Annotated in this window: 11 protein-coding genes; 5 read left to right on the forward strand and 6 right to left on the reverse strand. The window is 45.1% G+C overall.

All coding sequences use genetic code 11. From position 1 onward, the window contains the following. Positions 1–44: 44 nt before the first annotated feature. A complete protein-coding gene (recD, locus tag JFC05_RS03395) occupies positions 45–2,258 on the forward strand; it encodes an exodeoxyribonuclease V subunit alpha (RefSeq protein WP_198335776.1) in 2,214 nt (737 codons plus the stop codon). Between the two features lie 76 nt (positions 2,259–2,334). Here recD and JFC05_RS03400 read toward each other — a convergent pair whose 3' ends face one another. Continuing rightward, complete coding sequence (locus tag JFC05_RS03400; RefSeq protein ID WP_105245837.1) at positions 2,335–2,895, reverse strand: hypoxanthine-guanine phosphoribosyltransferase; 561 nt, start codon at positions 2,893–2,895, stop codon at positions 2,335–2,337. Positions 2,896–2,981: 86 nt separating this feature from the next. Beyond that, complete coding sequence (locus JFC05_RS03405; protein ID WP_198335777.1) at positions 2,982–3,650, reverse strand: hypothetical protein; 669 nt, start codon at positions 3,648–3,650, stop codon at positions 2,982–2,984. Between the two features lie 302 nt (positions 3,651–3,952). On the opposite strand from JFC05_RS03405, the gene JFC05_RS03410 reads away from it, so the two are divergent. The 3 genes from JFC05_RS03410 (at position 3,953) to JFC05_RS03420 (ending at position 7,164) form a co-directional block, all read left to right on the forward strand. Further along, positions 3,953–5,635 carry a carbon starvation CstA family protein gene (locus JFC05_RS03410; RefSeq protein ID WP_198335778.1) on the forward strand — a complete coding sequence of 561 codons (1,683 nt, stop codon included), beginning with the start codon at positions 3,953–3,955 and terminating at the stop codon, positions 5,633–5,635. Between the two features lie 115 nt (positions 5,636–5,750). After that, positions 5,751–6,062, forward strand: a complete 312-nt coding sequence (locus tag JFC05_RS03415; RefSeq protein WP_093070887.1) for a cory-CC-star protein — start codon at positions 5,751–5,753, stop codon at positions 6,060–6,062. A gap of 52 nt (positions 6,063–6,114) precedes the next feature. Continuing rightward, positions 6,115–7,164: an ArsA family ATPase gene (locus tag JFC05_RS03420; protein ID WP_198335779.1), complete on the forward strand. Its 1,050-nt coding sequence runs from the start codon at positions 6,115–6,117 to the stop codon at positions 7,162–7,164. A gap of 4 nt (positions 7,165–7,168) precedes the next feature. On the opposite strand, the gene JFC05_RS03425 is transcribed toward JFC05_RS03420, so the two are convergent. Together JFC05_RS03425 and JFC05_RS03430 are read right to left on the reverse strand one after the other, a co-directional pair. Next, positions 7,169–8,677, reverse strand: a complete 1,509-nt coding sequence (locus JFC05_RS03425) for a DUF3482 domain-containing protein (RefSeq protein WP_227697392.1) — start codon at positions 8,675–8,677, stop codon at positions 7,169–7,171. A gap of 171 nt (positions 8,678–8,848) precedes the next feature. After that, positions 8,849–10,216: a DUF2868 domain-containing protein gene (locus JFC05_RS03430; protein WP_198335781.1), complete on the reverse strand. Its 1,368-nt coding sequence runs from the start codon at positions 10,214–10,216 to the stop codon at positions 8,849–8,851. A gap of 194 nt (positions 10,217–10,410) precedes the next feature. Here JFC05_RS03430 and JFC05_RS03435 point away from each other — a divergent pair, with 194 nt between their 5' ends. Next, complete coding sequence (locus tag JFC05_RS03435; protein WP_198335782.1) at positions 10,411–11,187, forward strand: SDR family oxidoreductase; 777 nt, start codon at positions 10,411–10,413, stop codon at positions 11,185–11,187. A gap of 227 nt (positions 11,188–11,414) precedes the next feature. Here the strand turns inward: JFC05_RS03435 and JFC05_RS03445 are convergent, their stop codons facing one another. Together JFC05_RS03445 and JFC05_RS03450 are read right to left on the reverse strand one after the other, a co-directional pair. Further along, a complete protein-coding gene (locus JFC05_RS03445) occupies positions 11,415–12,035 on the reverse strand; it encodes a GNAT family N-acetyltransferase (RefSeq protein ID WP_198335783.1) in 621 nt (206 codons plus the stop codon). Between the two features lie 156 nt (positions 12,036–12,191). Then, positions 12,192–14,015 (reverse strand): ABC transporter ATP-binding protein, encoded by a 1,824-nt coding sequence (locus tag JFC05_RS03450; protein ID WP_198335837.1) that lies wholly within the window; start codon positions 14,013–14,015, stop codon positions 12,192–12,194. Positions 14,016–14,038: the final 23 nt, after the last annotated feature.

Below are 14,038 nucleotides of genomic sequence, written 5' to 3' on the forward strand. Positions count from 1 at the left end.
GCCCTAAATTGAACTGATTATATAAATATAGAGAAGAACACATCATGAGTAATAATAACAATAAAAGTAAAGCTGATATCAGCTCACAAGAAAGCTGGGCCAGTAATATTAGCGATTATATTTTGCTACGTCGTCAGCAAACGCATGTAGCCTATAGCAAGGCCGATGCAACGGCTAAGGACAGTAGTGCAAAAGTAGACTCAGCATCAGATAACGGCTTATTTACCGCTCTATTTACTATGTTGGCTGCGCATTTAGAAGAGGGGCATACTGTACTAAGCATTCAGGAAACTGAGCATGAAGCGCCGCATAGTGGTCAGGTTGGTGGCGAGACAGTGACACTATATGAGTGGCAACAGCAGCTGTTAGAGATGCTAGCAATGCCGCTGATTGCCTTGATTGACACTCAAATAGCGGTTCCATCAGAGGTTGATATTACGGCAGAGGCATCAATATTTGTGTTGCTGGAGAATTTGTTTGCTAAGCAAGACCAGCTATGGGCGCAGCTGGCACTTAGCAATCATGAAAAAGAGATGTTGGTTAACAGGCTTGATGCAGTAGCGGCACTCTACCAGTTATTGAAAAATAGTAACTTAACGTTTTTTGCTAAGTTAATCGATGAGCACACTTTGTTCGCTGACGTTAATGCAAACGCAAACCATAATGAAAATAAAAATAGCCTAAGTAAAAATAACCAACCTATCATTTATCAGCACATTAACAGCAAGGAGGATGATAACCAAAACGCAGCAATCACGTTTTGGTTACACCGAGCGTGGCAAGCGGAATTTAACTTAGCGGCACGCATCAATACTATTTTAGACCAACAAGTAACGCCGCTTAAGATAGCAATACCTGACAACCTTCACAAAAATCAGATAAAGGCGATTGATATCGCTAATAAAAATGCCTTTAGTATCATTACAGGTGGCCCAGGCACGGGCAAGACTTACACCGTGGCGCAGCTGGTGATGGCATTGCAGCAAGCGACAGAGAGTAGGGGGGCGGCACATGAAAAAATCAAGTTTAGTACAGACAGTGCTAGCCTAGCGTTAGCCGCGCCAACGGGTAAAGCGGCACAGCGTATGCAAGAGTCTTTGCAAGCCGCGTTAGATGCCGCGAATGTCGAACTACAATTACAAGAAGCCAAAACCATTCATCGCTTGCTAGGTATCGGACGTACGGGCAGACCGCGTTATGATGCCAATAATCCACTTGGCGAGGATATCATTATCGTCGATGAAGCATCGATGCTAGGGGTGGAGCTGGCAAATTACCTTGTCAGCGCAGTAAAGCCTGGGGCGCGACTGATATTGTTGGGTGATGCCAACCAGTTGGCTGCGGTAGATGCAGGGGCGGTATTGGCTGATTTATGCCGTATTCCGCGCTTGCAGGCGATTCATGCGGAGCTCACAGAAAGTCGCCGATTTACCGCTGACTCTGGTATTGGTAAACTTGCTTATCAAATAAATAAAATAGAAACGGACACGCAGGCTATTTGGCAGTTGTTAAAATATGATGAGGCGCTGAGCTTTGAGTATATAAACAATGTCAATAGCTTGCCAACTTCATCAGCTAATGATAACGCTATAATAAATAGCCTAAGCAATAGAGAAAAAATATCAAAAGCAACTAAACATTACAACTCATACTTAAATAAAATCAAAACTCTTCTGCAAAAACCAGTAGAAAAATCCATGCCAAAATCAGTCAAAACAACCATTACTTCACTAATGAACACCTTCAATCAGTTTCGAATATTAACTGCCGGTCACAATGGTGAATGGGGTGATCATTACATCAATAACTATTTTACCCAGTGGCATCTTGCTGAGCTGAAGCTGCCTCTGGGTCAAAACACTTGGTTTCATGGCCGCCCTGTCATGATTCTACAAAACAACTATGAGTTAGGGTTGTTTAATGGCGATATTGGTTTTTGTTTGCAGACTAGCGATGATCGTAGCCGTCTCGAGGTGTTTTTTGAAAATAAGGAGCAGGGGATTGCTGTTAATTTGCTCAATGAAGAGGTCATCGCCACCGCTTATGCGATGACTATTCATAAATCCCAAGGATCAGAGTTTGATCATGTGCTCATTACTTTTGACAATAGTCACGCAAGGCTGCTGAGTAAAGAGCTGATTTACACCGCTGTGACACGTGCCAAAAAACAAGTGACCATATATAGTACAAAACACGCACTAGAAAAAGCCGTTCAAACGCCCACTGAGCGCCATACAGGGTTAGCCTTACAGTTTTAGAGTCACTACTAAACCTATAAGCAAAAAAAAGCATCCTAATCGGATGCTTTTAAAAATGCCCGCTTAAATAAAGCACTTACGCTTCTTCTTTAATGGCATAAATACCTGGCAGATGACGTAGATAACCATGGAAATCCATGCCACAGCCATAGACATAACGGTCTGCAACGTTGATACCGACAAAATCTACATCAAAGTCAGCAACTTTGCGATCATGTTCTTTATTTAGCAGCACGCAGCATTCGATAGACAGCGGTTTTTCTTTACCAAGTTGTTCTACGACGGCTTTTAGGGTGATGCCTTCGTCAAAAATATCATCGATCAGCAGTACGTGCTCACCTTCGATACTGACATCAGGCTTAAATTTCCAGTCTAGCTCATTGGTACCTTCGTTATCACGGTAGCGTGAGGCATGGATATAATGCATACGATGATAAAAAGTCAAATGGGTCAGTAGTTGACCAGCTGGAATCAATCCGCCGTTCATCACGACCATGACGATAGGATTTAGGCCAGCGTAGTGCAGGTTGAGCTGAGCGGCCAGACGCTCATAAGCTGCGGCAACTTCGATACTGCTAATAAGGCACTCTGAGTTGCGTAGGGTTTTTTCGATTTCTTGGTTACTAATTTGGGTCATGGGTTGCGCCTTTGATAAAAGTGCCGCCTATTTTAGCAAATTTTACTAAATTTGCCCAACACTACAGCCTCAAAATATAATATTCGCTATTCTGGCTTTTTTACGATAAAGGGGCGGTAATAATTGGCCAAACGGTTTAAGGAAGTATCTGGCAAATCGGGCAATAGCTTGTTTAATGCCATAGACATGCCTTTGTCGATGGCCGCTTTGGCAACGGGCACAGATTTGCGTTTGATCATGCCAAGCTTTAAGGTTTCAGCATAGCGGCTGACAAAGTGTGTCAACGTTTCCTCGTTCATGGTTTCAAGCGCGGTTTTAAAGGTTTTCATATCTGTATGCTCAGGCGTAATCGCTGCAAAGCCTTTGTCGACGGTCATGGCGTCTTTATCAGACAGCTGAAAACCAATGCGCTTGATACCATCATTATCGATAAATGTCGCTCGATCTCTTAAAAAATGAAAGCTGGGTAGCACTTCTTCGTTGTTTTCTTTACCCAGTAGAATGTTTAATAGCGTGTCCGTCGCTTTTTCAACGGTGCCGACCACTTTGCGCATGGCTGCTTGACGCTCAGGGTTTGGAATGATATCCACTAAGCCGACGAGTAGGTTGTCAATCAGGTCACGCGCGGTTTGGTGAGTCAACGCGTCGCGATAAGGGTAGTAATCTACTAACTCATTTGATTCAACCACTTGCTCTGCTTCAGTAATAAGCGCTTTTAATTTGTCTGAAGGAACGAATCCAAAATAATGTGCCATTATGCTTCCTTTATTTGTTATTTTTCATGCCTTACGAACGTTACATTTATCGTAAAATCGGTTACCATTTAACCAGAATTTTTGGCAAAGGCTCACCACAATATATGCTAATTAGCGATATGCCTGAATAGTAAAGTTCCAGATTTTACTGATGAATACTAGTCTCGCAAGATTCCGACGATTTATCCGATGACAGGTGAGAGGAGTCACTCACTGCACACTAATTTAGCATATTTTTCATATTTTGATTTAAAAAGCTTGAACTTATAAGACTACCTACTACCTGTCTAGGGAGAGATGAGATGAATAGTGCTATTGTACTTTTATTCGGTGTAGCTGCCATGCTTTGCGGCTACCTATTTTACTCAAAATTTATTGCCACTAAAATTTTGGCATTGGATAACAGCCGTCCCACGCCAGCACACACAATGAAAGATGGGGTGGATTATGTCCCCACAAATAAATATGTGCTATGGGGACATCATTTCACCTCAGTCGCTGGAGCGGCGCCGATCATTGGTCCTGCCATTGCCGTGATTTGGGGTTGGGTGCCTGCCATCATTTGGGTGGTGCTCGGTACTATTTTTATGGCGGGTGTGCATGATATGTCGGCCATTTGGGCAAGTATGCGCAATCGCGGTCAGTCGATTGGCTCTATTGCTGGTACAGTCATGGGGACCCGTGTCCGTAGCTTGATGATGGTGGTTATTTTCTTATTACTATTGATGGTCAATGCGGTGTTTGGTGTGGCTATCGCTAACATGATGATCAAAACGCCATCTGCTGTATTGCCTGTTTGGGGCGCATTGGTGGTGGCCTTTATCATCGGTCAGTGTATCTATCGCTACAAGATGAATCTGATTTGGGTCTCTATCATTGGCGTCACTGCTTTATACGGTCTGATCTATCTTGGCCCTATGTTCCCAATTGTGTTGCCTGAAACGGTCTTTGGCTTGCCTGATAATGCGGTTTGGATTCTCATTTTGTTTACTTATGCGGCAATTGCATCATTGTTGCCTGTTTGGATGCTGCTGCAACCGCGCGATTATATCAATGGCTTGCAGTTGTTTGTTGGCTTGATTCTATTGTACGCCGCGATTTTCATTGGTACGCCAAATATTGTCGCGCCAGCAGTAAACACAGCGCTGCCAGCTGGCACACCATCACTCATGCCATTGTTGTTTGTGACCATTGCTTGCGGTGCAATCTCAGGATTTCACGGATTGGTGGCGACAGGGACGACCTCTAAGCAGATTGACAAAGAAGAAGACGCACGTTTTGTTGGTTACTTTGGGGCGCTGGGCGAAGGTATGCTAGCACTTGGCGCGATTTTGGCAGCCACGGCAGGTTTTGCGACCCTTGGAGACTGGCAAGCGGTTTATCAAAAATTTGGCGACGGCTCTATTGGCGCGTTTATTGATGGCGGTGCAACCATTCTAAACGCTGGTGTCGGTATCGATATCGTGCTATCACAGACGATGCTTACGGTAATGGCAGCATTGTTTGCTGGTACCACGATGGACACGGGTGTTCGTTTGCAACGTTATATTTTCCAAGAGTTTGGTGAGTTTTATAACTTGCCTGCATTGAACAAAGGCTTCGTTGCAACCCTGCTTGCCGTCGGTAGCTGTTTGCTATTGGCCTTTGGCGCTGGCGGTATCGATGGTGCTGGTGGTATGATTATTTGGCCATTATTTGGTACGACCAATCAGCTGATGGCAGCCCTAACCTTGATGATTGTTACGGTTATTTTATTGCGTAAGGGCAAGCCAGTTTGGTACACCTTGGGGCCACTGACTTTCTTATTAGTTATGACTGTCTTTGCTCTATTAATTCAGCTAAAAACCTTCTTCACTGATGGCAATTGGCTGCTGATCATTATGGATATCATTATCTTGATAGCAACCATCTTAGTAACGTTTGAGAGTCTGTCTGTATTACGCAAAGAATGGTCGATACACAAAGGCAAAAGCGGTGACATTTAAACGCTAAACCATATTAAATATTTATCAACTCAAAAACGCTAGCAGCAATTGCTGGCGTTTTTTGTATCACATAGGCATGATAGGCAATAAGAAATAAGTAGGGTATAAGCGAATTATGGAAAATAAAAACACATCAAATGATATAGAAAACGCCCAACCACCAGAGAGTACTCAACCATGGTGGCAACGATTTGTGGCAGGACTCAATGAGTTTTATCATGCACCTTATCGCCAAACGATGGCACGTGCCGCCCGTGATGAAGAAGATTTCTTTATGCTGCTGATGTTTGCTGAAAGCTTAGGCATTGATAATCCTGCCAGCTTTTATACCTTAGAGTTACAGCCGTTATTTTTAGAAAACTTTCACGAATGGCACACGCGCATGGGTATGGATAGATGCCCATTTGACCATGTTGGCTGCTGCTAATCGTTTATTTATGATTGAAAAATAAAAATAATATAAGAAATGAGATAAAAATATGGCATTACATCCTCTACATACATTAGTAGAACAACTAAAAGCACAACCGATTATATTTATCGGCGGTAAGGGCGGTGTGGGAAAAACCACTACTGCCGCCGCACTTGCCAGTTATTACGCAAGCCAACAGCAAAAGACGCTGATTGTCTCAACCGATCCAGCACACAGCTTGGGCGACGTGTTGGATACACAGCTTAATAACACAAAAACAGCAATATCACCTTATTTAGATGCTATCGAGCTAAATCCTGACGTCATCGTCGATGCGCATTTTGCCCAAGTTGAGCATACCATCAGTGCTTATGCCAATCCCGATATGATGCCCAAAATTCGTGAGCACCTGCGTCTATCTAAGTCGGCACCCGGTGCACAAGAAGCCGCCATGCTCGAGGCCATGTGTCAGCATCTCGTCTGCGCCGCAGATGCCAACTCTGATAAGAAATATGAACATATCATATTTGATACCGCGCCAACTGGTCATACATTGCGTTTGTTGGTATTGCCTGAGATGATGGGCGCGTGGACAGATGGATTATTGGCACAGCAAAGGCGGCAAGCCAAATTGCGCTCGGTGGCGAACCATTTAGACAGTCACAATCAAACGCGTGGTAGTGGTGGTCAAAAAAACAGCGATCATGATGTGCAAAATCCATTTGCTGCAAAAAAATCTGATCGCTGGGAGCAAGCGGTAGCAGTACTAGAAAAACGCAAAGCACTGTTTCGTCAAGCAGGCCTACTGCTGCATGACCGTGGCCAAACGGCGATTGTCTTGGTAATGACCGCCGACGTGTTACCACTGGCTGAGACCAAACGCGCTGTCTCACAATTAGAGGACAGTAAACTGCCGCCAGCGGCGATAGTAGTCAATCAACTAATCAAACCAACGCAGGCGGATGCGTTTTGGCAGCATCGCGCCGAGCGCCAGCAACAGCTACTGCAAGATATTGAAAGCAGTTTTCCCAATTATTCGCTATACCCAATCTATTTGCAAAAAACAGACGTACGCGGTACAGATGCATTAAGTACCTTGCTAGAGGCTTCATGCTAGCTGATCACTCAGACTCACGTGATTGTAATTTGCTCGCCAGCGACCACGCCATATCGGCACGTAATAGCTGAGCCTGCTCGGATTTACCGCTACTAAGCGATGACCACTGCGGTTTGCCGCGCGCTTTTTTGAGCTCGCTTGGTAGTTTGTGTGTCGGCCATGGTGTGACGGTATGGCCGTCGTCATCTAACGCTTGCTCTATATTGGGTTTTTCACCTTTATATAGCAATTGCGTGGCATCAGTTGCTGCATGACCACGATGGCGCAGGGCGGTGAGCAAGTCTATCGCGCGCGTGGCGAGTAAGGTTAGGGTGGCAGGGTCGATATATAAGCGCTTTACGCCAGTGATTTTATCAGCAATGCTACTGGTATTAGACAACAACCCACCTGCGATACCACCGATGGCAGCGCCCAATCCCAACGTCGTGCCAAGGGCTGCCGCATCAATACCCAAGCCTAATAGCGCACCTGCTGCCGCGCCCGATGTGGTGCGAATACCATAGCTTTTGAGCAGCTCAGGGTCAAAAGGATCTTGCTGGTACGCTTGTAATTCAAGTGGGGTGGCTGCTACCGCATTATCATAAAACTTATATAAATTGAGCAAATTGTGCTGCATCGCCCGTTCGCTTTGCCTCACCGCTTCTTGCATTTGTGCAAGTATGGGCATTGGGTCATCATCTTCATTGATTTCATAAACGAAAGCGGCGACATTTAATAAAAAGTCGGCAATGATGATATTGGCTTCATCATACAGCTGCGCCCAGTTCTCTGTTCGACGTGTCATCAGTTGCTCAAGCATCTCTGAGTGCGTCAGCATGGTAGCCAAGTTTTGCCATAGGCGCATCTCGTCTTCAAATTCAAAGGCGACGGAATCAAAGCGCGTCGATATATGCAGATTGCGTCTTGCCAGCATCGTTTGCCACTCATCGATATTGGCATCCTGACTGTCAGTAAAATTAAATACTGGCATCACTGGTATCGCCGCCCACGATAAAATAGCTAACTCGTCTTTGTATTTACCGAGTACCGGCTCACGCGCATCGACGACATAAATGGCCATATCGCTTGCCAGCAACTGCCGAATCACTTTGGCTTCTTGGCTATAGTCGTCACTGCCGCCACTGCTCGTTAGGGCATCACCACCTTGGGCAATATCTGCGGCCAAAAACTGCTGCAAACGCTCAATACCATCACGGCGACTGGCCGTATTGTCTTCTAGCCAATCCATCAGCCCTGAAGCGTCCTCTAGGCCAGGGGTATCATATAGTATGACCAAGTCTTCACCGGTTTGGCTATCTGTGAGTTTGGCTTGCTCAACATGACGCGTGGTGGCCGCCTCATTTTTGACTTCACCAAAATAAACATCACGTAATAGTGTGCGCAGGATAGAGGTTTTACCTGTATTGGTATGGCCAACGACTGCCAGTTTCAGCGCTTCGCCACTGGCGATGGTTGTTTTTTTGCCAGCGTGCGCTGTCAAGTCGTTTGATTCTTCAGTGGCGGGGGTCTGCATAGATGCTGTTGGCGCGGCCTTTACATACCCTACATGAGGCTCGTCTTTTAGGGCTTTATCGGCAAATAGGCCGACGGGCTGACCATTGGTTTTATTATTATCCATTTTATGTTTCCGTATTATTCATATATATAAACGCTAGCGCTTTTGTGCAAATACCAAAAAACGTGACTAACTGTCCACTAGGCCAATGTTTCGCGCCGCAAGCGCGGTTTGCCACTGTTGATAGCGAGTGTCTTGGTTTGCTATCGTCTGCACCGAGTCTTTTGCCAAAGTGCCATCACCAAGCAGCTGGATAATAAGCCCGTCTGCCGCATGCTCTGCGATACGATCGAGTTTGCGCAGGGTGCCGCGATCAGGCAGCGCATTACTATGAACGCCTAATAATACTTGCACTGGGTGCTTATCAAGATAGCTTGTCAAGCGCTCCATATCATCGCGGTCATCAACGATACCGAAATCCTCTATCTCACTATTATCATTAATATCGGCATCCAGACCCCCAAGCCACCAGTTGTCTTGCTTGGCTGGATACTCGAGTAGGGCCACCAGTTTTTTGCCAGTGCTGACCGTCGCTTTTGGCGCGACAGGAGCGGGTGCTTCTTTAAAATCATCAGCATCCACCACATGACGCTGCCAAAAATTCAAAATTTTTTGATAATAAGGCTGCTTGATATCTAGGCGCATTTTTTTGCGGCGAAACATCAACGCACAAAACGCCCAAGCGATGGCTCTAGGTACGATACCATACATCAGCAAGCTTCCTACCAGCAGCCCCGCCCATTGCCGCGCGGCAGACAGCGGCATCGCCTCAGTCACCATGCGGCTTTGGGCGATAGCGGTACTGTCTGGCACGTCAAACCCTACCAAGCTTGGCAGCCAGCCGAGTATCTGAGTCAACGTGATAAGCGCCTGATCAGACAGTAAGGTCGACTCCCAGCTAAAGCTGTACTGACGCACAATCAATAAAAACACAATGGCCAGCAGCATACCCGTCAAGGTAGCGAGCCATAATTGATGGCTAAAACGCCCCAAATACCAGCGCATACCGCTGTGCTGTAGTTGACGCTCGTACAAGTCAACGGCTGCTTTGGTCACATCGTCTTTACCACGAATAAGATAGCTGGGGCTGACAAAACTGGCAAACCAATTGGACGACTGTTTGCCTTGATTGATGAGCGTCATCGCAAGCCAGCCTAAGAGCATAACGGTATGAAAGCCAAGCAAGCAGACCAGCACATAAAAGAAATTAACCACATTGGTCTGAAGTAGGGTAAACAGTCCTAGAAACCCTGAGATGCACCACACCACACTCATGACTATCATGATACCCTTGATGCGGCCATCAATCTTGCCAAGCACCCCTGCCAGCGCACCGTTACTATCAATACGTGAGGCGCGGCGGTGCAGCTTTTGGATAGGTTTTCCATCCTCACCTTGCAGCTTTTCGGTGATAAGTAGTGGGTCGGTTGCAAAGACATGCTGCTGCGTCTCAAGCGTGCGCACCAGCTCAGTCAGTTGGTCTTGGGGTGATAGCATAAGATATCCGTATAAAAGCGTTGGTCAACAATCATCAGTTTGATTGTGTGAATGATTATTGTAGCGTATATCGATCGTATGGCGGTGACTTCGGTTATTTTTAGCGTATTTTCATAGTAAATGTAAAATAAATGCGCCAAAATAAATGAACATAAGCAGTAGCCTATAATACAGATAACCATAAGGGCGGTATTATGAAACAAAAAAATTATTTGATCATTGGTGGCACCGGTGGTATCGGTCAGGCGATGGTGCAAGCACTCCTGCAGCGGCAACATCTGGCTAATGAGCAAAGCGATACTGATACAGCACATACCAAGATATATGCCACTTATCACAAAAGTCAGCCTGACTTTGCGGCAGATCATTTGTATTGGATATCGATGGATGTGAGCGATGAGGATAGTATCGAACAAGCCATTGCTGATATCAAGCAACAAACCACTCATATTGATTGGGTGATTAACTGTGTCGGCTTATTACATACACCACACAATCAACCAGAAAAAGCGCTACGACAACTGGAAACGGGCTTTTTTTTGCAGAGTATGCAGATTAATGCCTTAGCCAGTCTACTGATTGCCAAGCATATCAAGCCATTACTCGCAAAATCTGAACGTAGTGCGGACAACCCTGCCATTTTTGCGACCATATCGGCGCGTGTGGGCAGTATTAGTGATAATAGGCTTGGCGGTTGGTACAGCTACCGTATAAGTAAAGCGGCGCTAAATATGGGTATGAAGAATTTGAGCATTGAATGGAGGCGGTCACTAAAGGATGTCTGCGTGGTGGTCATGCAGCCAGGTACAGTTGATACCCAACTGTCTTCACCTTTTCAGAGCAATGTGGCGGACGAAAAGCTGTTCACGCCTGCCTATAGTGCGGCGCGTTTACTCGCCGTGCTTGATTCGATGAGCGCTGCTCAATCTGGTGGTTTTGTCGATTGGGCTGGGGAGTCGATACCTTGGTAAAAGATAGGTAAAACGGGTGATTGATAAAAACGTTAAATCATTAATCGGCGACAAATAAATCCATAAATTCATTGACCTGTGTTTGTTCTAAATCGGCACAGCGACTGTCAATAAAACGTGTGGCCAAACTGGCGCGAAACTTGGCTTTTAGCACTGGAATGCCTTCTTTGCGCCGACGTTTATGGCCGATAGGATACTCGACAGCTTAGATTCAACAAATGGCTATCTTATGTCATCAAATAAATCAGACCTGCGACAAACATCAGGCTAAAGAGTAAAAGCAGCACACCCAAAACCTTACTTGCCACACCCGAGCCTCCTGACGGCGGTTTTTTAACTTTGCTCTTTTTGGCCACTCGCAGCACCATCTTGACATGCTCGATATTATCCTCAAGGTAGTAATCTCCTTCAGGAACAAACCCTAAGGACTGATAAAAGCTGAGCAAATAAGTCTGTGCGGAGATAATAATAGGACGCTTTTTGCCATATTTTTTGCGGCAATGAGCGATAGCTTGAATCATCATCTGCCTTGCTATGCCTTGACCGCGATGCTCTGATAATACCAGTACGCGACCAATAGCTGACATAGCGGTTTTAAGCGAATCGGTATCGGCGGCGCTCAAGTTAGATCTGAGCCTGTTGTATTCAGGCGGAATAATGCGACAGTAACCAACGAGCGCTTCGTTTTGATGCGCGACGAGATGCAAGCAATCAAAGTCAAGCTCATCCATATCTTGATAAGCGCAGTTTTGCTCCACCACAAAAACCTGCGAGCGCGCTCTTAGAATATGGTAGATATCGACGGAGGTTAACTCATCAAAGGTTTTTATAGAAAATTGGGTGGTCATAATATTTTGGCTTTTGCAAATGAGATGATAATAATGCGTTTGAATGAAGGCGCATTTTTAATGCTTTTAATTTTATAGTTCTAGGCTAAAAGCACCAGCATACGACGTCGCTTAGATTATTATTAAAACGCACTTTTTGCAATAATCTATAAGACACTAACCCTGAATCGTCTGACTGATCTTATCTAGATTTAAACTATCGGACATGGCACTAAAGATCTCGTAATACTTACCGCCTTTATCATACAGCGCTTCATGCGTCCCAGTCTCAACCACTTGACCGTTTTCTATTACTACCAAATCATCTGCATCAATAATCTGTGCAATATTGTGCGACACCATAATTACCGTACGATCTTGCTTGATAAGATCTAAGCTTTTTTTGACCTGTTGACTGGCGATGGCATCGAGGCTCGCCGTTGGCTCATCCAAAAATACAATCGGTGGATCTTTTAAGAACATACGTGCCAGCGCAATACGCTGCTGCTGACCGCCCGATAGCGATTTGGCCGTACTCTCGTAACCGTCTGCTAATTGCATCACTTGCTCATGAATCGAAGCCTTTTTTGCTGCGACTATAATGTCATCCATAGTCGCATTTATATCGCCGTAACGGATGTTTTCACTAATAGTGCCTGAGAAGATATGATTACTTTGTAATACCAGACCGATATTCTGACGTAAGTCATGAGTATCACAGTCTTTTAAATTATGACCATCTAAGCAAATCATGCCAGCATCTGGCTCATAAAATTTGACTAATAGATTGATGATGGTGCTCTTGCCCGCGCCGCTAAGCCCCACAAGCGCAGTGATACGGTTAGGGCGAATCTCAAAGCTGACGTCTTTGAGCGCTTGCGTCCCATTCGGATAAGTAAAGTCGACATGTTTAAGCTCGATATGACCCTTTAGATCTTTACTACTGATGCCATCGATATTCTCAATTTGCTTATCATCTTCTAAAATATCAAAAAAGCCTTCAGCATAGGTCAATGCATTATTTATCTGGTCGTAGATGCGGTGTAATTGACGGATAGGGGCGGCGACGTTTTGAAATAGCATAACGTGAAATAAAATCATGCCAATGGTCATTTGACCCTGCAATACAAAGTAAGAGGTCAGCAAGATGATGACCACGACACCGATTTGCTCAATAAAGGTCTTAATCGCGTCATAGATAAAGCCAATACTGCGAATACGCAGCTGATTATCGGTCATCTCTTTTTGAATCTTTAGATGCTTTTGCGCTTCAATAGGCTCGCGGACAAAGGATTTGACCACACTAATTGAGTTGATAATCGAGATAACCAGTCCGCTTTTGGCTTCGCGAAAGCCGCGCATTTGCCGACGAAACCCTTGCAGACGTCTGGCTTGTTTTTGACTAATAAAAAAGTAAATCGGAATAATAAACAGCCCAACCAGACCAATCCAAAAGTTGGTTGAGAACATAATAATAAGCGAGACAATGGCACTGGCAAACAGCGGTAGCATATCGATAAAGAAGTTTTGCACCAAACTTGTTAGGCTACTAACCCCATAATCAATACGCGTTTGTAGTTTACCGCTATCGTTTTCACTACTGGTATAAAACGCCATGCGATAAGTCAAAATACGCTCGATAATCTTTTGTGATAAATCCCGCGAGAGATTGATGCGAATCTTTTCACCATAAAAGCGCTGCCCAAATGAGATAAATATCGACAGTATCTCTTTGGTCAGTAGTACCGCACTGATAATGCCAAGCATACGTACGCCCGCTTCCCAAGGCTCGGCAAGTGTGGCAATCTCAGTCAAAGTATCGACAGCATAACGCAACACAAAAGCATTGACCTGCGCGGTAAAGGATCCAAGCACCGTTAAAATCAAGGTGGCAATGATTAAAAGCTTATAAGGCGCGGCAAACACCGCCAGCTTTTTGAGGATATTCCACAATAAAGCGCGCCGCTCAGTCTTTTTGACTGGCGGCTTTTTGTCTAACATCACGCGGCGAGGTTGGGGAGAAG

The sequence above is a fragment of the Psychrobacter celer genome, assembly GCF_016107555.1.
In the GTDB taxonomy this organism is placed as follows: Bacteria; Pseudomonadota; Gammaproteobacteria; order Pseudomonadales; family Moraxellaceae; genus Psychrobacter; species Psychrobacter celer.

Coding starts and splice junctions, on each gene's coding strand:
- JFC05_RS03415 (WP_093070887.1), top strand. CDS start 5,751: ATGGAAAATAAAAACACATCAAATGATATAGAAAACGCCCAACCACCA.
- JFC05_RS03450 (WP_198335837.1), bottom strand. CDS start 14,015: ATGTTAGACAAAAAGCCGCCAGTCAAAAAGACTGAGCGGCGCGCTTTA.
- JFC05_RS03425 (WP_227697392.1), bottom strand. CDS start 8,677: ATGCAGACCCCCGCCACTGAAGAATCAAACGACTTGACAGCGCACGCT.
- JFC05_RS03445 (WP_198335783.1), bottom strand. CDS start 12,035: ATGACCACCCAATTTTCTATAAAAACCTTTGATGAGTTAACCTCCGTC.
- JFC05_RS03420 (WP_198335779.1), top strand. CDS start 6,115: ATGGCATTACATCCTCTACATACATTAGTAGAACAACTAAAAGCACAA.
- JFC05_RS03430 (WP_198335781.1), bottom strand. CDS start 10,216: ATGCTATCACCCCAAGACCAACTGACTGAGCTGGTGCGCACGCTTGAG.
- JFC05_RS03410 (WP_198335778.1), top strand. CDS start 3,953: ATGAATAGTGCTATTGTACTTTTATTCGGTGTAGCTGCCATGCTTTGC.
- JFC05_RS03435 (WP_198335782.1), top strand. CDS start 10,411: ATGAAACAAAAAAATTATTTGATCATTGGTGGCACCGGTGGTATCGGT.
- recD (WP_198335776.1), top strand. CDS start 45: ATGAGTAATAATAACAATAAAAGTAAAGCTGATATCAGCTCACAAGAA.
- JFC05_RS03400 (WP_105245837.1), bottom strand. CDS start 2,895: ATGACCCAAATTAGTAACCAAGAAATCGAAAAAACCCTACGCAACTCA.
- JFC05_RS03405 (WP_198335777.1), bottom strand. CDS start 3,650: ATGGCACATTATTTTGGATTCGTTCCTTCAGACAAATTAAAAGCGCTT.